Genomic DNA, 21,862 nt, shown 5'->3' on the forward strand with positions numbered 1-21,862 from the left:
GCCGGGCGCGAGACCTGACATTTTGAGGTTGTTTTGACTGATATCCACGATATTGAATCGTCCGCGCCTGCCGTGCAGGCCGCGCGTGCCGACGATGCGCCGGAGCAGGATGCTCCGGCCGCGGGTGGTGACGAGCGTCCCCGCCGCGGCCTGCGGCGCGGCCCGCGCAGCCTGATCGCGCGCCGCCGTGCGGCGGCCAAGTCGAAGGGCGATGGCGAGTCGCAGGGCGGCGAAGGCGCGGATGCGCAGCCGGTCGCGGAAGCTCAGCCCGCACGCGCGCCGCGCAAGGAAGGCGTGGCCAAGGGCGGTCGCAAGCCGGCCGGCAAGCGCGAAGGTGCGGCCAAGGGTGCCCAGGGCGGGCAAGGCGGCCAGGCGCGGCGCGGCGGTTCGGCGAAGGCCGAGGGCGGCGCAGCGAAGGCCGACGGCGACGCGGCGTCGCAGGACGACCTGTTCGCCTATGTGACGTCGCCGGCGTTCGATGCGGACAATTCGGCCGGCGGCAGCGGCGTACGTGCGCCGATGCTGCGTCGCGGTCGCAGCCAGCCGACGAACAAGCGCGTGCTGTCGCCGGACGACGACGCGCCGAAGCTCCACAAGGTGCTGGCGGAAGCCGGCATGGGCTCGCGCCGTGAAATGGAAGAACTGATCGTCGCCGGCCGCGTGTCGGTGAACGGTGAGCCCGCGCACATCGGCCAGCGCATCATGCCGACCGACCAGGTCCGCATCAACGGCAAGCCGGTCAAGCGCAAGCTGCCGAACAAGCCGCCGCGCGTGCTGCTGTACCACAAGCCGACGGGCGAGATCGTCAGTCACGCGGACCCGGAGGGTCGTCCGTCGGTGTTCGATCGCCTGCCGCCGATGAAGACGGCGAAATGGCTCGCGGTGGGTCGTCTCGACTTCAACACCGAAGGTCTGCTGATGCTCACGACGTCGGGCGATCTCGCAAACCGTTTCATGCATCCGCGCTACAGCGTCGAGCGCGAGTATGCGGTGCGCGTCGTCGGCGAACTGTCCGAAGGGATGCGGCAGAAGCTGCTGCACGGCGTCGAACTCGATGACGGCCCGGCGAACTTCCTGCGCATCCGCGACGGCGGCGGCGAAGGCACGAACCATTGGTATCACGTCGCGCTGGCCGAAGGCCGCAACCGCGAAGTGCGCCGGATGTTCGAGGCGGCCGGCCTGATGGTGAGCCGCCTGATCCGTACGCGTCACGGTCCGATTCCGCTGCCGCGCGGCCTGAAGCGCGGTCGTTGGGAGGAGCTCGACGAAGCGCAGGTGCGCAAGCTGATGGCGACCGTCGGCCTCAAGGCGCCGTCCGAGGAAAAGGGCAAGCGCGGTGGTGGCGGGCAGGCTGAGCGGCGCCAGCCGGATCCGATGCAGACGTCGATGGGCTTCATCGGCCGCGAGCCGGTGCTGACGACGCATGGTCAGCTCGATCAGCCGCGTCGCGGTGGTGGTCGACGTGGCGCCCCGGGCTTGCCTGGCCTGAGCGGCTACGGCAGCCTGCCGGTTTCGCCGTCGGGCTACGGCAACCGCTCGGGTGGCGGTCGCGATGTCGATGGCAATCGTGCGTCGTATGGCGCCGGCCCCAAGCGTGAAGGCGTGGGCGGCAAGCGCGGCGGCGGCAAGGGCGGCAACCGCAATCCGAACGGCAATCGCGCCGAAGGCGCCGGCAACGGTGGCGGTGGTACGCGCGGCGGCCAGCGTCCGCAGCGTAATCGCTCACGCGGTCGCTGAGCGTTTCCGGCGGTCGGCGGCGTGACGCCGCCGGTGTGCCGACAATATCGACGCGAGTCGGGTTGCGTCGGCACCTCGCGTTGCGTGGTTTGCTTTTGACTGTATATATACGCGCTGCCGGATTGTGCCGCCTGGTCGGACAGTCCGGTTTCGCATTTTTGGTCGGTAAAGGCGGGCTGGACGCTGCTTTTACCGGCTGGCTTGGCGTTTGCGCCAAAAATCGCTATAATCGCGGAGTCGCTGGGCGTACGGATTCAATGTGCGGCTCAGGTGCGACCACCAGTAAGAAGATGGGCGTTCCGCCCATTTTTTTTTGCTGAAACGGTTAGGCATCTCGGGTAGCACTTCCTGCGCCGGCTAAGGCGCGCGCCCGCGGGTGAATCGCGAGCGGCGGGCGCGAACACCTGAGAGGACACTGTGCAACTGACGGAACTGATAGAAACCACGGTCACCGGGCTCGGCTACGAGCTGGTGGATCTCGAGCGCACCGGGCGCGGCATGCTTTGCATCTATATCGATCAGCCTGCCGGCATCTCGCTCGAAGATTGCGAAAAGGTCACGCGTCAGCTCCAGCACGTCTTGACGGTCGAAAACATCGATTACGAACGGCTCGAAGTCTCGTCCCCGGGGCTCGACCGCCCGTTGAAGAAGCTGGCCGACTTCGAGCGCTTCGCCGGCAGCGAAGTTTCCGTGACCTTGAAAAAGCCGCTGGACGGGCGCAAGACGTACCGGGGCATTCTGCACGCGCCGAATGGCGAAACGATCGGTTTGGAATTTGAGAGGAAGAAGGGCGAGGCAGCCATGCTGGATTTCACGCTGGCCGATATCGACAAAGCCCGCCTGATTCCGCAAGTTGACTTTAGGAGCCGCAAATAATGAGTCGCGAAGTGTTGATGCTGGTGGATGCGCTGGCGCGCGAGAAAAACGTCGACAAGGATGTGGTGCTGGGCGCCCTCGAGGCTGCGCTCGCGTCCGCTTCCAAGAAGCTGTTCGACGAAGGCGCCGAAATCCGCGTCCATATCGATCGCGAAAGCGGCGAGCACGAAACCTTCCGTCGCTGGCTCGTCGTGCCCGACGAGGCAGGCTTGCAGGAGCCGGATCGCGAGATCCTGCTGTTCGAAGCGCGTGAGCAGAACCCCGACGTCGAAGTCGGCGAATTCATCGAGGAGCCGGTGCCGTCGATCGAGTTCGGCCGTATCGGCGCACAAGCCGCCAAGCAGGTGATTCTGCAGAAGGTGCGCGATGCCGAGCGCGAGCAGATCCTGAACGATTACCTCGAGCGCGGCGAAAAGATCATGACGGGCACGGTGAAGCGCCTCGACAAGGGCAACTTCATCGTCGAATCGGGCCGTGTCGAAGCGCTGCTGCGCCGCGACCAGCTGATCCCGAAGGAAAATCTGCGCGTGGGTGACCGCGTGCGTGCATACATCGCGAAGGTCGACCGCACCGCGCGCGGCCCGCAGATCGAACTCTCGCGCACCGCGCCCGAGTTCCTGATGAAGTTGTTCGAGATGGAAGTGCCGGAAATCGAGCAGGGCCTGCTCGAGATCAAGGCAGCCGCTCGCGATCCGGGCGTGCGCGCGAAGATCGGCGTGATCGCCTACGACAAGCGGATCGATCCGATCGGCACCTGCGTCGGCATCCGCGGTTCGCGCGTGCAGGCCGTGCGCAACGAGCTCGGTGGCGAAAACATCGACATCGTGCTATGGTCCGAGGATCCCGCCCAGTTCGTGATCGGCGCGCTCGCGCCGGCAGCCGTCCAGTCGATCGTCGTCGATGAAGAAAAGCACTCGATGGACGTCGTCGTCGACGAAAACGAGCTGGCTGTCGCGATCGGCCGCAGCGGTCAGAACGTTCGCCTTGCCGGCGAGCTGACCGGCTGGCAGATCAACATCATGACGCCGGACGAATCCGCCCTGAAGCAGGGTGAAGAGCGCGATCGACTGCGTTCGCTGTTCATGGCGCGTCTCGACGTTGACGAAGAAGTTGCCGACATCCTGATCGACGAAGGCTTCACGAGCCTCGAAGAGATCGCTTACGTGCCGCTCAACGAAATGCTCGAAATCGAGGCGTTCGACGAGGACACCGTGCACGAGCTGCGCAACCGCGCACGCGACGCACTGTTGACGATGGCGATCGCGAACGAAGAAAAGGTCGAAAACGCAGCGCTGGATTTGAAGGGCCTCGACGGCGTCACGCCGGAGTTGCTCGCGAAGCTGGCCGAACACGGCATGCAGACGCGCGACGATCTCGCCGAGCTGGCTGTGGATGAACTGGTCGACATGACCGGGATGGAAGAGGATGCCGCTAAGGCGTTGATCATGAAAGCACGTGAACACTGGTTCCAGTGAGAAATGACCATGGCGCACTGATTTGATGGCGGCCGTATGGCCTGACCCGATGCTAACCGCAAGGAATCGGTCCTTGCACTAAGAGGAATGAATGGCGAGTAACAACGTAGCCCAATTTGCCGCGGAACTGAAAATGCCTGCTGGTGTGCTGCTCGAACAGCTGCAGGCAGCGGGCGTCCAGAAAGCGAGTGAAGACGATGCGCTGTCCGAGGCGGACAAGGCGCGTCTGCTCGATCATTTGCGCAAGTCGCACGGCGCAACCGACGGCGACAAGCGCAAGATCACGCTGACCCGCAAGCATACGTCGGAGATCAAGCAGTCTGACGCGACGGGCAAGGCTCGCACCATTCAGGTCGAGGTCCGCAAGAAGCGTACGTTCGTCAAGCGCGACGACGTGGCCGAGGGTGCGGAACAGGGTCAGGCGCAGGTTGCCGAAGCGGATGACGATGCGGATCTGAAGCGTCGCGAGGAAGAAGCGCGCCGCGAGGCCGAGCTGCTCGAAAAGCAGGCGCAGGAACTGCGCGAGCGTCAGGAACGCCTCGAGCGCGAGGAAGCCGAGCGCCGTGCCCGCGAGGAAGCGGCCGAAGCCGAGCGCCGTCGTGCCGAGGAAGAAGCAGCGGTGAAGCGCGCCGCTGCCGAAGCCGCAGCGGCACAGCAGGCTGCTGCCCAGCAGGCCGCCGAAGCCCAGCAGGAAGCAGCCGGTGCGCAGTCCGCGCAGGACGAAGCGCGCGCGGCCGCCGAACGTGCGGCCCAGCGTGAAGCGGCGAAGAAGGCCGAGGACGCTGCCCGCGAGGCGGCCGACAAGGCGCGGGCCGAGCAGGAAGAGATCAGCAAGCGTCGCGCGGCGGCAGAAGCCGAGGCGCGCGCGATCCGCGAAATGATGAACACGCCGCGCAAGGCCGTGGTCAAGGCAGTCGAGCCGCCGAAGCCGGTGGAACCGCCGAAGCCGGCCGAAGCGAAGGGCACGCTGCACAAGCCGGCCAAGCCGGCAGGCGCAGGCGCGCAGGCACGTCCGGCCGTGAAGAAGCCGGCCGGCGCAGCGCCGGCGACGACGCAGGCGCCGGCAGGCGCGGGCGACCGCAACAAGAAGCCGGGTGGCGGCAAGGGCGGCTGGCAGGACGACGCGGCCAAGCGCCGCGGCATCAAGACGCGCGGCGATTCGAGCGGCGGTGTCGACCGCGGTTGGCGCGGCGGCCCGAAGGGGCGCGGCCGTCACCAGGACAGCGCATCGACGTTCCAGGCGCCGACCGAGCCGATCGTGCGTGAAGTGCACGTGCCGGAAACCATCTCGGTTGCCGATCTCGCGCACAAGATGTCGATCAAGGCCTCCGAAGTCATCAAGGTGATGATGAAGATGGGCCAGATGGTCACGATCAACCAGGTGCTGGACCAGGAAACGGCGATGATCGTCGTCGAGGAACTGGGCCACCGTGCGGTTGCCGCGAAGCTGGACGATCCGGAAGCACTGCTGGTCGAAGGCGAGACCGGTACCGATGCGGAGCAACTGCCGCGTCCGCCGGTCGTCACCGTGATGGGTCACGTCGACCACGGCAAGACCTCGCTGCTCGACCACATCCGCCGCGCGAAGGTTGCAGCGGGCGAAGCGGGCGGCATTACGCAGCACATCGGCGCATACCACGTCGAAACGCCGCGCGGTGTCATCACGTTCCTCGATACGCCGGGTCACGAGGCGTTCACGGCAATGCGTGCACGCGGCGCGAAGGCGACCGACATCGTCGTGCTGGTGGTGGCTGCGGACGACGGCGTGATGCCGCAGACGAAGGAAGCCATCGCTCACGCGAAGGCGGGTGGCGTGCCGATCGTCGTGGCGATCAACAAGATCGACAAGCCGGAAGCGAACCCGGACCGCGTCAAGCAGGAACTGGTCGCGGAAGGCGTCGTGCCGGAAGAATACGGTGGCGATTCGCCGTTCGTGCCGGTGTCGGCGAAGACGGGTGCCGGTATCGACGACCTGCTCGAGAACGTGCTGCTTCAGGCAGAAGTGCTGGAACTGAAGGCACCGGTCGAGGCGCCGGCCAAGGGCATCGTGATCGAAGCGAAGCTGGACAAGGGCAAGGGCCCGGTCGCGACGATCCTGGTGCAGTCCGGTACGCTGAACCGCGGCGACATCGTGCTGGCAGGCACGGCTTATGGCCGCGTGCGTGCGATGCTCGACGAGAACGGCAAGCCGACGAAGGAAGCCGGCCCGTCGATCCCGGTCGAAATCCAGGGTCTGTCGGAAGTGCCGGGTGCGGGCGAGGAAGTGATCGTGCTGCCGGACGAGCGCAAGGCGCGCGAAATCGCGCTGTTCCGTCAGGGCAAGTTCCGCGACGTCAAGCTGGCGAAGCAGCAGGCCGCGAAGCTGGAAAGCATGCTCGAGCAGATGGGCGAAGGCGAAGTGCAGAACCTGCCGCTCATCATCAAGGCGGACGTGCAGGGCTCGCAGGAAGCACTCGTGCAGTCGCTGCTCAAGCTGTCGACCGACGAAGTGCGCGTGCAGATCGTGCACAGCGCGGTGGGCGGCATCAGCGAAAACGACGTCAACCTCGCGACGGCATCGAAGGCGGTCATCATCGGCTTCAACACGCGTGCGGATGCACAGGCGCGCAAGCTGGCCGAAGCGAACGGTATCGATATTCGCTACTACAACATCATCTACGACGCAGTGGATGAAGTGAAGGCCGCGATGTCGGGCATGCTGGCGCCGGAGAAGCGCGAAGTCGTGACGGGCATGGTCGAGGTGCGTCAGGTGTTCAAGGTGCCGAAGGTCGGTACGGTTGCCGGCTGTATGGTCACCGACGGTATCGTCAAGCGCTCGTCGTCGGTTCGCGTGCTGCGCAACAACGTCGTGATCTTCACGGGCGAACTCGAATCGCTGAAGCGCTTCAAGGACGACGTGAAGGAAGTCAAGCAAGGCTTCGAATGCGGTATGTCGGTGAAGAACTTCAACGACATCATCGAAGGCGACCAGTTCGAAGTCTTCGAAGTGACCGAAGTCGCACGTACGCTGTAATCGTCGCGAATCGGCTCGTGGGCGGGGCAGGCTTGGGCCTGTCCCGCCCATTTTCATGGTGGCGTGCCAGCGGCGCGCCGCTTTATCCTGATAAACGGATCACGGATCGATCATGTCCAGGAAACGTACTTCCCCCAATCGCAACGTTCAGATTGCAGACCAGATTCAACGCGATCTGTCCGAACTCATCATGCGCGAGGTCAAGGACCCGCGCATCGGCATCGTGACCATCCAGAGCGTGGAGCTCACGCCGGACTATGCGCACGCGAAAGTCTATTTCACGGCGCTCACCGGCGATCCGGACAAGACGCAGGAAGCGCTGAATCACGCGTCGGGTCACCTGCACAACCTGCTCTTCAAGCGCCTGCATATTCATACGGTGCCGACGCTGCATTTCCATTACGACCAGACGATCGAAAAAGCGGTGGAAATGTCGCGTCTGATCAAGGAAGCCAACTCGACGCGCGCGAAGGACGACGACGAAGCCGACGCGCCCGCGAAGGACGAGTGAGCGCGCGCCCCCCATGAAGACTGCAGCTCCTCAGCGTCCACGCGTGCCGCGGCGCGCGCTGGACGGCGTGCTCCTGCTGGACAAGCCGGTCGGCCTGTCGAGTAACGACGCCCTGATTCGCGCGAAGCGCCTGCTTCTCGCGAAGAAAGCCGGCCATACCGGCACGCTCGATCCGCTGGCCTCGGGGCTGTTGCCGCTGTGCTTCGGCGAGGCGACGAAGTTCTCGCAGGACTTGCTCGAAGCGGACAAGACCTACGAAGCGACGATGCGTCTCGGCGTGCGCACGACCACCGGCGATGCCGAAGGCGACGTGCTCGACACGCGCGTCGTCGAATGCGACCGGACGGCGGTGGAGGCGGCACTCGCGCACTTTACCGGCGAGATCGTGCAGGTGCCGCCGATGTATTCGGCGCTCAAGCGCGACGGCAAGCCGCTGTACGAATATGCGCGCGCGGGCCAGACCGTCGAACGGGAAGGCCGCAACGTGACGATCCATGCGCTCGATCTGCTGGCCTGTGACCTGCCGGACGTGACGTTTCGGGTGACTTGCAGCAAGGGGACGTATGTACGCACGCTGGCGGAGGATATCGGCGAAGCGCTCGGCTGCGGCGCGCATCTGACGATGCTGCGTCGCACGGGCGTCGGCGCGCTGACGCTCGAACATGCGGTGACGCTCGACGCGCTGTCCGACGCCGCCGAAGCGGCGCGCGACGCGTGGCTTCAGCCGGTCGACGCGCTGCTGTCGACGTTTCCGCTGGTGCGTCTCGACGAAGCCTGCGCGAAGCGGTTCCTGCACGGCCAGCGTCTGCCGCTGTCGGCGCTCGATTCGATCGACGCGGCGGAGGGCGAGCGTGTGCGCGTGTACGACGCGGCACGGCTGCTCGGCGTGGCTCGCAAGGCCAACGGCGTGCTCGCACCTGAGCGCCTCGTCGTGACGGCAGCGTGATGCGCGGCGCGCAAGCGCCGTCGGCATGAAAGAAAGCCCGGTCGAAATCGACCGGGCTTTTTGTTTGGCGTGTGCGTTCGAGCGCGGTGCTCAGTGTGCAGCCGACGCCGCCGCACCCGCATCGCCGCCGCCCGCGCGTTCGGGCTTCGTGATCCAGATCAGTCCGATCAGCAGCACGAAGATCGCCGCGGAGATGTAGAACAGGTCGTTCACGCCGAGTTGCGCGGCCTGCTGCGTTGCCATGTTGTTGATGAGACCGTGCGCCTGATCCTGCGTCAGCCCGAGGTTGCCCATCTGCGTGACGGCCTGGTTGAACGTCGGATTGTACGGGTTGGTCTGCTCGACCAGTTGCGCGTGGTGGAAATTGTTCCGGTGGTCCCACGCGGTCTGGAAGATCGAAGTGCCGATGCCGCCGCACATGATCCGCACGAAGTTCGACAGGCCCGATGCCGCGGGAATGCGGTGGCCGGGCAGGCCGGACAGCGTGATCGACACGAGCGGGATGAAGAAGCCGGCCATCGCGATGCCTTGCACGAGCGTCGGCAGCGTCAGCGACCACTCGTCGACGCCGGTCGTGTAGCGCGAGCGCATCCAGAAGCACAGCGCGAACGTCAGGAATGCGGCGGTCGCGATATAGCGTGGGTCCGTGCGCGGCAGGAACTTGCCGGTCAGCGGCGACAGCAGGATCGCGAACAGCCCGACGGGCGCCATCACGAGGCCTGCATCGGTTGCCGTGTAGCCGATCTGGGTCTGCAGCCACAGCGGCAGCAGCACGAGGTTGCCGAAATAGAGCCCGTAGCCGACCGCGAGGGCGATCGTGCCGCCGGTGAAGTTGCGCATCCGGAACAGCGACAAGTCGACGACCGGATGTTCGGCGGTCAGCTCCCAGATCACGAAGAACGCAAACGATATGACCGCGATCAGCGCGAGCGCGATGATCGTCGTCGACGCGAACCAGTCGAGATCCTTGCCCTTGTCGAGCATGATTTGCAGCGAGCCGACCCACAAGACGAGCAGCGCGAGGCCGACGCCGTCGATCGGCGCGCGACGCACCGTGGATTCGCGCGTGCGATAGATCGACCAGGTGGCCAGCGCGGCGGCAATGCCGACCGGGATGTTCACGTAGAAGATCCACGGCCACGAATAGTTGTCCGAAATCCAGCCGCCGAGGATCGGGCCCGCGACCGGTGCGATCAGCGTCGTCATCGACCATAGCGCGAGCGCCATCGGCGCTTTCGCGCGAGGGTAGCTCGACAGCAGCAGCGATTGCGACAACGGAATCATCGGCCCGGCGACCGCGCCCTGGAGCACGCGCGACGCGAGCAGGAACGGCAAGCTCGGCGCCAGCCCGCACATCCACGACGAGATGACGAACAGGATGATCGACGCGAGGAACAGACGAACCTGCCCGAAGCGGTCGGTCAGCCAGCCGGTCAGCGGCACGGAGATCGCGTTCGCGACGGCGAACGACGTGATGACCCACGTACCCTGGTCGGACGATACGCCGAGGTCGCCCGAGATGGTCGGGATCGCGACGTTCGCGATGGACGTGTCGAGCACGTTCATGAACACCGCGAGCGATACCGCGATCGTTCCGAGCACGAGTTGCCCGCCCTGCAGGGGCGGGTGGGAGACAGGAGCCTGTGCCATGTCGGTAGTTTTCCGGAATCGGAGCCGTTACATCATCTTTGCGGTGCCGTTCGACTTCGCCGCGGCCGGTGCCGGCGCGTTGCCGCCGGCATTCTCGGCGATGATGCGCGCGATCTCGGCGTCGGCTTCGTCGCCGTACTTCGCGAACACGCTGGTCTCGTAGACTGTGTTCTTTGCGTTGACCAGCTGGTCGCCGCGCTCGTCCTTGATGTCGACGTCGACCTGCATCGACAGGCCGATGCGCAGCGGGTGCTTCTCCAGGTCCTTCGGATCGATCTCGATACGCACCGGCAGGCGCTGCACGACCTTGATCCAGTTGCCCGTCGCATTCTGCGCCGGCAGCAGCGAGAACGCCGAACCCGTGCCGGCCGAGAAGCCGACGACCTTGCCGTGGTAGACGGCCGACGAGCCGTAGATGTCAGCGGTCAATTCGACCGGCTGGCCGATGCGCATGTGCTTGAGCTGAACTTCCTTGAAGTTGGCGTCGACCCACACAGCGTTCAGCGGCACGACCGACATCAGCGGGTTGCCCGGCGACACGCGCTGGCCGACCTGCACCGAGCGCTTCGCGACATAGCCGGTGACCGGCGCGGGCAGCACGTTGCGCGCGTTCGCGAGGTACGCATCGCGAACTTTCGCTGCCGCGGCCATCACGTTCGGGTGCGATGCGATCGTCGTGTTCGCGGTGAGTGCGCGGTTCGAGGCGAGCTGCTGCTGCGCCGCGTCGACCGACGCCTGCGCGGCGCGCACCGCGTCGCGCGCGTGGGAGATTTCTTCCTGCGATACGGCGCCCGTTTGCGCGACGGCCATCCGGCGGCGCAGATCGTCCTGCGCCTTCGACAGGTCGGACTGACGCAGCGCGACTTGCGCGCGGTACTGGTCGTCGTTGACGAACAGGCCGCGCACCTGGCGTACCGTCTGCGCGAGGTTGGCCTCGGCCTGCTGCAGCGCGACCTGCGAGTCGGCCGGATCGAGCACGACCAGCGGATCGCCGGCCTTGACCGTCTGCGTATCGTCGGCCTTCACGGCGATCACGGTACCCGTGACCTGCGGCGTGATCTGCACGACGTTGCCGTTCACGTACGCGTCGTCGGTCTCTTCATGGAAGCGCGCGACCAGGAAGTAGTACAGACCGTACGCGATGGCCGCGATCACGATGACCGCGATCAGCAGCGTCATCATCCGTTTGCGCTTCCCGTTGTTCTGCGCCTGTGCGCTGGCGGCGTTTTGTTGAGGGTCGCTCATGGCGATTTTCTCCGTCCGTTATTTCGAGTGTCTGCGTAGTGGTGGCGCCGGATCAGTTGGCGGCCTGTTTTGTCTGCTTGTCGGCGTCGGGCGCGGCGAGCCGCGTGCCGGTCGCGTCGAACCCGCCGCCGAGCGCCTTGATCAGCGCGAGCTGCATGTCGCGCCGGCGCATCTTCAGGTTCGTCACCGTCTGTTCGGACGCGAGGCGGTTGCTGTCGGCGGTCAGCACCTGGAGCTGCGGCGACAGGCCGGCCTTGTAGCGGATCACGGCAAGGTCGTATGCACGCGTCGACGCGTCGAGCGCACGCTGCGCGTCGTCCATCTGGCGATCGACCGCGCGGATCGACGCGACCTGCGTCGCGACGTCGTTCAGCGCGCTGATGAGCGTCTGGTTGTAGTTAGCGACCGACAGGTCGAAGTCTGCATAGCGGCCCTTGAGCTGCGCGCGCAACGCACCGGCATCGAAGATCGGCAGGTGGATGGCGGGGCCGAACTGCGCCTGGCGGCTCGCGAAATTCAGGAATTTGCCCCAGCCGAACGCGTCGAAGCCGAAGCCGGCAGCGAGGTTGACGTCGGGGAAGAATTCGGCCTTCGCTTCCTTCACGTCGTGCATCGCGGCCTCGACCTGCCAGCGCGCGGCGACGATGTCGGGACGGCGCGACACGAGGTCGGCCGGCAGGTTGCCGGGCAGTGCGACTTCGCCGGTCGGGTTCATCACGGGCGCGGCGATCTGCAGCCCACGGTCCGGCCCCTTGCCGAGCAGCGCGGCGAGTTGGTAGCGCACGGTCGTGATCTGGCCGTCGAGGTCGGACAGCGACGCCTGGGTCGTCGCGATGTTGCCCCGCGCGGTCTGGCGCTCCACGTTGGTGTCGAGGCCGGCCGATACGCGGCCGTCGGTGATCTTGCCGACCGTCTGACGGTTGGTGATCTCGCGCTGCGCGATGTCGCGCAGCGCATACAGTTGCGCAAGCGAGTTGTAGGTGCGGGCGACCGACGACGCGAGCGTGATGCGCGCCTGCTGCATGTCGGCTTCGGCGGCTTTTTCCTGCGACACGGCCGTATGCAGGCGCTCGCGATTCTTGCCCCACAGGTCGAGATCCCACGACGCGCTCGCGAGCGCGTTGTTCTCGCTATACCACTGGCCGCCGTACGGAGGCGGGAACAGCGCATTCGACGAATACAGCTCGCGCGTCCACGAATAGCTGGCTTCGGCCTTCGGCATCAGGTTCGAGCGCGACGATTCGATGTACGACGACGCCTTCGCGATGCGCGCCTGTGCCTGCGCGATCGACGGGCTGCCCTGGAGCGCCTCGTCGATCAGCTTCGGCAGCTGCGGATCGCCGAACTGGTTCGCCCAGTCGAGTGCCGGCCACTGGCCGCCCTGGGCGGGCAGGCTCTGGGCGGTTTCGAATTGCGACGCGGGAGCGATCTGCTTGTCGCTCTTGATGCCGATGTAGTTTGCGCAGCCCGCCAGTGCCAGCGCGGCGACCGCGGCGGCAACGGCGGCGCGGCACGACCCGGCGCGCACGGACAACGGGGAAGATTTCATCGCGCTGTTCCCTGACTCGGAATGAATGATGGACACTGCAAGGATTTCCTTACATTAATCTGTCGAAAGTAATTGTTATGGCAACTATTACGTGACGCTACCGCCGGCGGTCTCGCAATAGTTGCTGAGAATGCGGCGCAGCATGCTCTTCAGGAACCCGACTTCTTCAGGCGTAAAACCGTCCAGCAATTGGTCCAGCACGCTGCGGAACACCGGCGGCAGCCGCTCTGCCAGCGCGCGGCCTTCGTCGGTCAGCTCGAGACGCACGACCCGCCGATCCTCGATGCTGCGCACACGGGACAGCAGGCCGCGCTTCTCGACGCGATCGAGCAGGCGCGTGACCGCGCTCGCGTCGATCCCGTATTCCCGGGCGAGCTCCGCGGCCGTCGAGCATTTGCCGACCGCGATCATGAACAGCATGCTCGCCTGTGTGCCCGTGATGCCGAGCTCTTCCTGCGTGCGCTGTGTGACGAGGTTGGTCATCACCGATTTCACGCGCGACATCAGATAACCGACGCTGTCGTTCATCTGATACGAGGACAGCGGCGAAACAGGCGATTGGGAAGGAGAATCCGACATAAAACCCTGAAGCTGCAATAGTTGACTAGGCAGCAGTATAGGCACAATTGCTTGCCGCGGCAAATGTTAATCGAACGGGCGAGGGCGCGCTCCGCGTCCCGAAATTCCCGTGTCGTCGTCAGGGTTTTCGGTTTGCCGTCGGCGGTGTCGACCGGTCGATCTGCCGGCTCGATTTACCCGTCTGCGACGAGGACAGGGAGGCGTCGTTTGCTGCGTTGCAAAGGCAGTCCGGCTTTCGACATCCTCACGTGCTATAATTTGCGGTTTCAAAGCTGCAACGCGCGCGCACGTGTCCCGGTGACTGACGAGCGTGCGCGTTTGCGCGTTCAACGATTTCCAGGTTTCTATGACCCGCGCCCTTCGCAACATCGCCATCATCGCTCACGTCGACCACGGCAAGACCACGCTCGTCGACCAACTGCTCCGCCAGTCCGGCACCTTCCGCGAGAACCAGCAGATTGCCGAGCGGGTGATGGACTCGAACGACATCGAAAAAGAGCGCGGGATCACGATTCTCGCGAAGAACTGCGCGGTCGAATACGAAGGCACGCACATCAACATCGTCGACACGCCGGGGCACGCGGACTTCGGTGGCGAGGTGGAGCGCGTGCTGTCGATGGTCGACTCGGTGCTGCTGCTGGTCGACGCCGTTGAGGGTCCGATGCCGCAAACGCGCTTCGTCACGAAGAAGGCGCTCGCGCTCGGTCTGAAGCCGATCGTCGTCATCAACAAGATCGACCGTCCGGGCGCGCGGATCGACTGGGTCATCAACCAGACCTTCGATCTGTTCGACAAGCTTGGCGCGACCGAAGAGCAGCTCGACTTCCCGATCGTCTACGCATCGGGCCTGAACGGCTACGCGTCGCTCGATCCGGCAACCCGCGAAGGCGACATGCGTCCGCTGTTCGAGGCGATCCTCGCGCACGTGCCGGTTCGCCCGGCCGACCCGGAAGCGCCGCTGCAGCTCCAGATCACGTCGCTCGACTTTTCGACGTACGTCGGCCGGATCGGCGTCGGCCGCATCACGCGAGGTCGCATCAAGCCGGGTCAACCGGTCGTGATGCGCTTCGGTCCGGAAGGCGACGTGCTGAACCGCAAGATCAACCAGGTGCTGTCGTTCAAGGGCCTCGAGCGCGTGCAGGTCGAGTCGGCGGAAGCCGGCGACATCGTGCTGATCAACGGTATCGAAGACGTCGGCATCGGCGCGACGATCTGCGCGGTCGATACGCCGGAAGCGCTGCCGATGATCACCGTCGACGAGCCGACGCTGACGATGAACTTCCTCGTCAACTCGTCGCCGCTGGCCGGCCGTGAAGGCAAGTTCGTGACGAGCCGCCAGATCCGCGACCGCCTGATGAAGGAACTGAATCACAACGTCGCGCTGCGCGTGAAGGATACCGGTGACGAAACGGTGTTCGAAGTGTCGGGCCGCGGCGAACTGCACCTGACGATTCTCGTCGAGAACATGCGCCGTGAGGGCTACGAGCTGGCCGTGTCGCGTCCGCGCGTCGTGATGCAGGAAATCGACGGCGTGCGGCACGAGCCGTACGAGCTGCTGACCGTCGACGTCGAGGACGAGCATCAGGGTGGCGTGATGGAAGAGCTCGGTCGCCGCAAGGGCGAAATGCTCGACATGGCGTCGGATGGCCGCGGTCGCACGCGTCTGGAATACAAGATCTCGGCGCGTGGCCTGATCGGCTTCCAGAGCGAATTCCTGACGCTGACGCGCGGCACCGGCCTGATGAGCCACATCTTCGACTCGTACGCACCGGTCAAGGACGGCTCGGTCTTCGAGCGCCGCAACGGCGTGCTGATTTCGCAGGACGACGGCGCTGCCGTGGCGTACGCACTGTGGAAGCTGCAGGATCGCGGCCGCATGTTCGTGAAGCCGGGCGATGCGCTGTATGAGGGCATGATCATCGGTATCCACAGCCGCGACAACGACCTCGTCGTCAACCCGATCAAGGGCAAGCAGCTGACCAACGTGCGTGCGTCGGGCACCGACGAAGCCGTGCGTCTCGTGCCGCCGGTCCAGATGTCGCTCGAATACGCGGTCGAATTCATCGACGACGACGAACTCGTGGAAGTGACGCCGCAGTCGATCCGTCTGCGCAAGCGCTTCCTGAAGGAGCACGAGCGTCGCCGCGCGAGCCGCGAAGGTGCGGTCGACTAAGCATCGGCTGTTCCCGTGCATGACGAAAAAGGCTGCCTTCGGGCGGCCTTTTTTGCATCTGCGCAGTGTGCAATCGGGCGGGTTGCAAAACACTGTTCCCGCGAGTCGCGGCAATCCGGCGAAACCCCGTCGCGCGGTGCTTTCAGCCGCATTTCGCCGTGAACTTCGGTATCGGTTCTGTGATATGCTGCGCGCACGCAAGTTTTAGGTCCTTCCAAGCAAGACTTGATTCGCAATCCGCTAAACGGTCAGGCCGTGTCGCGGAAGGTTGAGTAACCCGCTATTTCTCGAGAAGCTCGAAGAAAGGTGAGCGTAAAATGTCAGATGTAATGAAGCAGTTTCAGCTGAACTCCTATCTGTTCGGCGGCAATGCTTCGTACGTTGAAGAACTGTACGATGCATACCTCAACAATCCGGCATCGGTGCCGGAGAACTGGCGAGAGTATTTCGACGCGCTGCAGAACGTGCCTGCAACCGACGGCTCGAACGCCAATGACGTTGCTCATTTCCCGATCGTCGAATCGTTTGCCGAGCGTGCGAAGGCCAATGCCTTCATCCCGCGCGAAAGCACGAGCAATCTGGCGACCGCGCGCAAGCAGGTCCACGTCCAGTCCCTCATCAGCGCATATCGCTTCCTCGGCTCGCAATGGGCCAATCTGGATCCGCTGAAGCGTCGCGAACGTCCCGCCATCCCCGAACTCGAACCCGCGTTCTACGACTTCTCCGAAGGCGACCTCGACCAGACGTACAGCGCAAGCAACCTGTATTTCGGTTTCGACCAGGCTTCGCTGCGCGACATCGTCAAGGGCCTGCGTGACACGTACTGCGGCACGATAGGCGCCGAATACATGTACATCAGCGATCCGGAGCAGAAGCGCTGGTGGCAGGAGCGCCTGGAATCGACCCGCGCGACGCCGTCCTTCTCGATCGACAAGAAGAAGCACATCCTGAATCGCCTGACGGCAGCGGAAGGCCTCGAGCGCTATCTGCACACCAAGTACGTCGGCCAGAAGCGCTTCTCGCTCGAAGGCGGCGAAAGCTTCATCGCGGCGATGGACGAAGTCGTCCAGCACGCAGGCAAGACCGGCGTGCAGGAAATCATCATCGGCATGGCGCACCGCGGCCGTCTGAACGTGCTGGTCAACACGCTGGGCAAGATGCCGGCCGACCTGTTCGCCGAATTCGAAGGCAAGCACGTCGACGACCTGCCGGCAGGTGACGTGAAGTACCACAAGGGCTTCTCGTCGGACGTGTCGACCGAAGGCGGTCCGGTCCACCTGTCGCTCGCGTTCAACCCGTCGCACCTCGAAATCGTGAACCCGGTGGTCGAAGGTTCGGCGAAGGCACGGATGGACCGCCGCGGCGACGAAGACGGCCTGCAGGTGCTGCCGGTGCAGATCCACGGTGACGCGGCCTTCGCTGGCCAGGGCGTCGTGATGGAAACGCTGAACCTCGCGCAGACGCGCGGTTACGGCACGCACGGCACGCTGCACATCGTCATCAACAACCAGATCGGCTTCACGACGTCCGACCCGCGCGACGCGCGCTCGACGCTGTACTGTACCGACGTGGTCAAGATGATCGAAGCGCCGGTGCTGCACGTGAACGGCGACGATCCGGAAGCCGTCGTGCTCGCGATCCAGATCGCGATCGACTACCGGATGCAGTTCCACAAGGATGTCGTGATCGACATCGTCTGCTTCCGCAAGCTGGGTCACAACGAGCAGGACACGCCGGCGGTCACGCAGCCGCTGATGTACAAGAAGATCGCGCAGCACCCGGGCACTCGTGCGCTGTACGCCGAGAAGCTCGTGCAGCAGGGCGTGATCACCGCCGAAGACGCCGACAACTACGTGAAGGCGTACCGCAAGGCGATGGACGACGGCCACCACACCGTCGATCCGGTCCTGTCGAACTACAAGAGCAAGTATGCGGTCGACTGGGTTCCGTTCCTGAACCGCAAGTGGACGGATGCAGCCGATACGGCCGTGCCGCTCGCCGAACTGAAGCGCCTCGGCGAACGCATCACGACGGTCCCGGAAAACTTCAAGGTCCACCCGCTCGTCGAGCGCGTGATCAACGATCGCCGCAACATGGCGCGCGGCGACCAGCCGCTCGACTGGGGCATGGGCGAACACCTCGCATTCGCGTCGCTCGTCGCATCGGGCTACTCGGTGCGCCTGACGGGCCAGGACTCGGGCCGCGGCACGTTCACGCACCGTCACGCGGTGCTGCACGACCAGAACCGCGAACGCTGGAACGACGGCACGTACGTGCCGCTGCAGAACATCGCCGACGGTCAAGCGAAGTTCACGGTGATCGACTCGGTGCTGTCGGAAGAAGCGGTGCTGGGCTTCGAATACGGTTACTCGACCGCCGAGCCGAACACGCTCGTGCTGTGGGAAGCCCAGTTCGGCGACTTCGTCAACGGCGCGCAGGTCGTGATCGACCAGTTCATCTCGTCGGGCGAAGTGAAGTGGGGCCGCGTGTCGGGTCTCACGATGCTGCTGCCGCACGGCTACGAAGGCCAGGGTCCGGAACACTCGTCGACGCGTATCGAGCGTTTCCTGCAGCTGTGTGCCGATCACAACATGCAGGTCGTTCAACCGACGACGCCGGCACAGATTTTCCACCTGCTGCGTCGCCAGATGATCCGTCTGTTCCGCAAGCCGCTGATCGTCGCAACGCCGAAGTCGCTGCTGCGCCACAAGGAAGCGGTGTCGGACCTGTCGGAACTCGCGAAGGGTTCGTTCCAGCCGGTGCTGGGCGAAACCGACGGCGGCATCGACGCGAAGAAGGTCAAGCGCGTGCTGGCGTGTTCGGGCCGCGTGTACTACGACCTCGTCGCGCATCGCCGCGAAGCGAAGGCGAACGACGTCGCGATCATCCGTATCGAGCAGCTGTATCCGTTCGCGCACAAGCAGTTCGAAGCCGAAATGAAGAAGTACGAGAACGCGACTGAAGTGGTCTGGGTGCAGGACGAGCCGCAGAATCAGGGCCCCTGGTTCTACGTCGAGCACCACCTGAAGGAAGGCATGAAGGAAGGGCAGAAGCTGGCATACAGCGGCCGTCCGGCTTCGGCCTCGCCGGCGGTTGGCTACTACGCGAAGCACTACGAGCAGCAGAAGGCCCTCATCGAAGGTGCGTTCGGCCGCCTGAAGAGCGCATCGATCGCGAAATAATCGACGTCAAGCGAAACGGGAAGGCGCGCAGCGCTTTCCCGTGTCTTTTGGCCCGCCGGGCGCGTCGCGCGCCGCATCGGCCGAAGGAATCGCACGAACCTCGTCATTACCCAGATTAAGCATCCAGGAAAATCACATGGCTATCGTAGAAGTCAAAGTCCCCCAGCTTTCGGAGTCGGTTTCGGAAGCCACCATGCTGCAGTGGAAGAAGAAGCCGGGCGAAGCAGTCGCGCAGGACGAAATCCTGATCGAACTCGAGACCGACAAGGTCGTGCTCGAAGTGCCGGCACCGGCCGCGGGCGTGCTCGCGCAAGTGCTGCAGAACGACGGTGACACGGTCGTCGCCGACCAGATCATCGCGACGATCGACACCGAAGCGAAGGCAGGTGCTGCCGAAGCAGCGGCGGGCGCCGCCGAAGTGAAGCCGGCCGCAGCACCCGCTGCAGCCGCACCGGCAGCACAGCCGGCTGCCGCGGTTGCATCGAGCTCGGCAGCCGCATCGCCGGCCGCAGCGAAGCTGCTGGCCGAGAAGGGCCTGTCGGCAGGCGACGTCGCCGGTTCGGGCCGCGACGGCCGCGTCACGAAGGGCGACGCGCTGGCCGCAGGCAGCGCACCGAAGGCTGCTCCGGCCGCCGCACCGGCGAAGACCGCCGCTGCAAAGCCGTCGCTGCCGGAAGTGAAGGTGCCGGCGTCGGCCACGACGTGGCTCAACGATCGTCCGGAACAGCGCGTGCCGATGTCGCGTCTGCGTGCGCGTATCGCCGAGCGTCTGCTCGAGTCGCAGCAGACCAACGCGATCCTGACGACGTTCAACGAAGTCAACATGGCTCCGGTCATGGAGCTGCGCAACAAGTACAAGGACAAGTTCGAGAAGGAACATGGCGTGAAGCTCGGCTTCATGTCGTTCTTCGTGAAGGCGGCCGTGCATGCGCTGAAGAAGTTCCCGCTCGTGAACGCGTCGATCGACGGTAACGACATCGTCTATCACGGTTACTTCGACATCGGTATCGCCGTCGGCTCGCCGCGCGGCCTCGTGGTGCCGATCCTGCGCAATGCCGATCAACTGAGCCTCGCGGACATCGAGAAGAAGATCGCCGAATTCGGCCAGAAGGCGAAGGACGGCAAGCTGTCGATCGAGGAAATGACGGGCGGTACGTTCTCGATCTCGAACGGCGGCGTGTTCGGCTCGATGCTGTCGACGCCGATCATCAACCCGCCGCAGTCGGCCATCCTCGGCGTGCACGCGACGAAGGAGCGCCCGGTCGTCGAAAACGGCCAGATCGTGATCCGTCCGATCAACTACCTGGCACTGTCGTACGACCACCGGATCATCGACGGCCGCGAAGCCGTCCTGTCGCTCGTCGCGATGAAGGATGCTCTGGAAGATCCGGCACGCCTGCTGCTCGACCTGTAAGCCGAGTCTCACTGCATTGACCCGCTCCGCACGCTCGCGTACACGCGCGACCGTGCGGGCGTACAAGTAGAAAGGATTGTCATGTCCAAGGAATTTGACGTCGTCGTGATCGGCGCCGGCCCCGGCGGCTACATCGCCGCGATTCGCGCCGCGCAGCTCGGCAAGACCGTTGCCTGTATCGAGAAGTGGAAGAACCCGGCCGGCGCGCTGAAGCTCGGCGGTACCTGCCTGAACGTCGGCTGCATCCCGTCGAAGGCGCTGCTCGCCTCGTCGGAAGAGTTCGAGAACACGTCGCATCACCTGGCCGACCACGGCATCACGGTCGACGGCGTGAAGATCGACGTCGCGAAGATGCTCGGCCGCAAGGATGCGATCGTCGAGAAGATGACGAGCGGGATCGAGTTCCTGTTCAAGAAGAACAAGATCACCTGGCTGAAGGGCCATGGCAAGTTCACCGGCAAGACCGACGCCGGCGTGCAGATCGAAGTGAGCGGCGAGGGCGAGGCCGAAGTCGTCACCGCGAAGAACGTGATCATCGCGACGGGCTCGAAGGCGCGTCACCTGCCGAACATCCCGGTCGACAACAAGATCGTGTCGGACAACGAAGGCGCGCTGACGTTCGACTCGGTGCCGAAGAAGCTCGCCGTGATCGGCGCAGGCGTGATCGGCCTCGAACTCGGCTCGGTGTGGCGTCGCCTGGGCGCCGAAGTGACGGTGCTCGAAGCGCTGCCGGCGTTCCTCGGCGCAGCCGACGAAGCGCTCGCGAAGGAAGCGGCCAAGCTGTTCAAGAAGCAAGGCCTCGACATCCATCTCGGCGTGAAGATCGGTGACGTGAAGACGACGGCGAACGGCGTGTCGATCGCTTACACCGACAAGGACGGCAACGCGCAGACGCTCGACGCCGACCGCCTGATCGTGTCGGTCGGCCGCGTGCCGAACACCGACAACCTCGGCCTCGAGGCGATCGGCCTGAAGGCGAACGAGCGCGGTTTCATCGACGTGGACGACCACTGCCGTACCGCGGTGCCGAACGTCTATGCGATCGGCGACGTGGTGCGTGGCCCGATGCTCGCGCACAAGGCGGAAGACGAAGGCGTGCTGGTCGCGGAAGTGATCGACGGCCAGAAGCCGCACATCGACTACAACTGCATTCCGTGGGTGATCTACACGTACCCGGAAATCGCATGGGTCGGCAAGACGGAACAGCAACTGAAGGCCGAAGGCCGCGAGATCAAGTCGGGCAAGTTCCCGTTCTCGATCAACGGCCGCGCGCTCGGCATGAACGCGCCGGACGGTTTCGTGAAGATGATCGCGGACGCGAAGACCGACGAACTGCTCGGCGTGCACGTGATCGCCGCGAACGCGTCGGACCTGATCGCGGAAGCCGTGGTGGCGATGGAGTTCAAGGCGGCGTCGGAAGACATCGCCCGCATCTGCCATCCGCACCCGTCGATGTCGGAAGTGATGCGCGAAGCGGCGCTCGCCGTCGACAAGCGCTCGCTGAACAGCTGA

14 protein-coding genes are annotated in these 21,862 nt (G+C 64.7%); 10 read left to right on the forward strand and 4 right to left on the reverse strand.

Features of this window, described 5'->3' with window-relative positions:
- Nucleotides 1-33: 33 nt before the first annotated feature.
- From rluB to truB, 6 genes are all read left to right on the forward strand, one after another.
- Entirely contained in the window at nucleotides 34-1,737 is a 1,704-nt protein-coding gene (gene rluB, locus HWX22_RS13205) for a 23S rRNA pseudouridine(2605) synthase RluB (protein WP_175915785.1), read from the forward strand.
- Nucleotides 1,738-2,154: 417 nt separating this feature from the next.
- Nucleotides 2,155-2,613, forward strand: coding sequence for a ribosome maturation factor RimP (gene rimP, locus HWX22_RS13210; RefSeq protein ID WP_014897219.1), 459 nt, complete (start codon nucleotides 2,155-2,157; stop codon nucleotides 2,611-2,613).
- Nucleotides 2,613-4,088: a transcription termination factor NusA gene (gene nusA, locus HWX22_RS13215; protein WP_059533060.1), complete on the forward strand. Its 1,476-nt coding sequence runs from the start codon at nucleotides 2,613-2,615 to the stop codon at nucleotides 4,086-4,088. The genes rimP and nusA overlap by 1 nt, the downstream gene beginning before the upstream one ends.
- A 91-nt stretch (nucleotides 4,089-4,179) precedes the next feature.
- Entirely contained in the window at nucleotides 4,180-7,101 is a 2,922-nt protein-coding gene (gene infB / locus HWX22_RS13220) for a translation initiation factor IF-2 (RefSeq protein WP_175915786.1), read from the forward strand.
- A 112-nt stretch (nucleotides 7,102-7,213) separates the two neighbouring features.
- Nucleotides 7,214-7,612, forward strand: coding sequence for a 30S ribosome-binding factor RbfA (gene rbfA, locus HWX22_RS13225; RefSeq protein ID WP_059533054.1), 399 nt, complete (start codon nucleotides 7,214-7,216; stop codon nucleotides 7,610-7,612).
- A gap of 13 nt (nucleotides 7,613-7,625) precedes the next feature.
- Nucleotides 7,626-8,558: a tRNA pseudouridine(55) synthase TruB gene (gene truB / locus HWX22_RS13230; protein ID WP_175908262.1), complete on the forward strand. Its 933-nt coding sequence runs from the start codon at nucleotides 7,626-7,628 to the stop codon at nucleotides 8,556-8,558.
- A gap of 90 nt (nucleotides 8,559-8,648) precedes the next feature.
- Here the strand turns inward: truB and HWX22_RS13235 are convergent, their stop codons facing one another.
- The 4 genes from HWX22_RS13235 to HWX22_RS13250 all read right to left on the reverse strand — a co-directional run bounded on the left by HWX22_RS13235 (nucleotide 8,649) and on the right by HWX22_RS13250 (nucleotide 13,581).
- On the reverse strand, nucleotides 8,649-10,208 hold the full coding sequence (locus HWX22_RS13235; RefSeq protein WP_057924316.1) for a DHA2 family efflux MFS transporter permease subunit: 1,560 nt from the start codon (nucleotides 10,206-10,208) through the stop codon (nucleotides 8,649-8,651).
- A gap of 27 nt (nucleotides 10,209-10,235) precedes the next feature.
- Nucleotides 10,236-11,453 (reverse strand): HlyD family secretion protein, encoded by a 1,218-nt coding sequence (locus HWX22_RS13240; protein WP_059701462.1) that lies wholly within the window; start codon nucleotides 11,451-11,453, stop codon nucleotides 10,236-10,238.
- 52 nt (nucleotides 11,454-11,505) lie between these two features.
- Nucleotides 11,506-13,002: an efflux transporter outer membrane subunit gene (locus HWX22_RS13245; RefSeq protein WP_059691811.1), complete on the reverse strand. Its 1,497-nt coding sequence runs from the start codon at nucleotides 13,000-13,002 to the stop codon at nucleotides 11,506-11,508.
- Between the two features lie 87 nt (nucleotides 13,003-13,089).
- Complete coding sequence (locus HWX22_RS13250) at nucleotides 13,090-13,581, reverse strand: MarR family transcriptional regulator (protein ID WP_059691810.1); 492 nt, start codon at nucleotides 13,579-13,581, stop codon at nucleotides 13,090-13,092.
- 346 nt (nucleotides 13,582-13,927) lie between these two features.
- On the opposite strand from HWX22_RS13250, the gene typA reads away from it, so the two are divergent.
- The 4 genes from typA to lpdA all read left to right on the forward strand — a co-directional run bounded on the left by typA (nucleotide 13,928) and on the right by lpdA (nucleotide 21,862).
- Nucleotides 13,928-15,754, forward strand: coding sequence for a translational GTPase TypA (gene typA / locus HWX22_RS13255; RefSeq protein ID WP_059533039.1), 1,827 nt, complete (start codon nucleotides 13,928-13,930; stop codon nucleotides 15,752-15,754).
- A gap of 317 nt (nucleotides 15,755-16,071) precedes the next feature.
- Nucleotides 16,072-18,936 carry a 2-oxoglutarate dehydrogenase E1 component gene (locus HWX22_RS13260; protein ID WP_059818071.1) on the forward strand — a complete coding sequence of 955 codons (2,865 nt, stop codon included), beginning with the start codon at nucleotides 16,072-16,074 and terminating at the stop codon, nucleotides 18,934-18,936.
- A gap of 136 nt (nucleotides 18,937-19,072) precedes the next feature.
- Complete coding sequence (odhB, locus tag HWX22_RS13265) at nucleotides 19,073-20,350, forward strand: 2-oxoglutarate dehydrogenase complex dihydrolipoyllysine-residue succinyltransferase (RefSeq protein WP_059691809.1); 1,278 nt, start codon at nucleotides 19,073-19,075, stop codon at nucleotides 20,348-20,350.
- Between the two features lie 81 nt (nucleotides 20,351-20,431).
- Nucleotides 20,432-21,862 carry a dihydrolipoyl dehydrogenase gene (lpdA, locus tag HWX22_RS13270; RefSeq protein ID WP_057924323.1) on the forward strand — a complete coding sequence of 477 codons (1,431 nt, stop codon included), beginning with the start codon at nucleotides 20,432-20,434 and terminating at the stop codon, nucleotides 21,860-21,862.

Source organism: Burkholderia sp. BCC1638 (genome assembly GCF_902833195.1).
GTDB classification, from domain to species: domain Bacteria; phylum Pseudomonadota; class Gammaproteobacteria; order Burkholderiales; family Burkholderiaceae; genus Burkholderia; species Burkholderia diffusa.

Bases quoted from the DNA above. Each gene is read 5' to 3' on its own strand.
- truB (WP_175908262.1), top strand. From the start codon at position 7,626: ATGAAGACTGCAGCTCCTCAGCGTCCACGCGTGCCGCGGCGCGCGCTG.
- HWX22_RS13250 (WP_059691810.1), bottom strand. From the start codon at position 13,581: ATGTCGGATTCTCCTTCCCAATCGCCTGTTTCGCCGCTGTCCTCGTAT.
- typA (WP_059533039.1), top strand. From the start codon at position 13,928: ATGACCCGCGCCCTTCGCAACATCGCCATCATCGCTCACGTCGACCAC.
- HWX22_RS13235 (WP_057924316.1), bottom strand. From the start codon at position 10,208: ATGGCACAGGCTCCTGTCTCCCACCCGCCCCTGCAGGGCGGGCAACTC.
- nusA (WP_059533060.1), top strand. From the start codon at position 2,613: ATGAGTCGCGAAGTGTTGATGCTGGTGGATGCGCTGGCGCGCGAGAAA.
- infB (WP_175915786.1), top strand. From the start codon at position 4,180: ATGGCGAGTAACAACGTAGCCCAATTTGCCGCGGAACTGAAAATGCCT.
- HWX22_RS13245 (WP_059691811.1), bottom strand. From the start codon at position 13,002: ATGAAATCTTCCCCGTTGTCCGTGCGCGCCGGGTCGTGCCGCGCCGCC.
- odhB (WP_059691809.1), top strand. From the start codon at position 19,073: ATGGCTATCGTAGAAGTCAAAGTCCCCCAGCTTTCGGAGTCGGTTTCG.
- lpdA (WP_057924323.1), top strand. From the start codon at position 20,432: ATGTCCAAGGAATTTGACGTCGTCGTGATCGGCGCCGGCCCCGGCGGC.
- rbfA (WP_059533054.1), top strand. From the start codon at position 7,214: ATGTCCAGGAAACGTACTTCCCCCAATCGCAACGTTCAGATTGCAGAC.
- HWX22_RS13240 (WP_059701462.1), bottom strand. From the start codon at position 11,453: ATGAGCGACCCTCAACAAAACGCCGCCAGCGCACAGGCGCAGAACAAC.
- HWX22_RS13260 (WP_059818071.1), top strand. From the start codon at position 16,072: ATGTCAGATGTAATGAAGCAGTTTCAGCTGAACTCCTATCTGTTCGGC.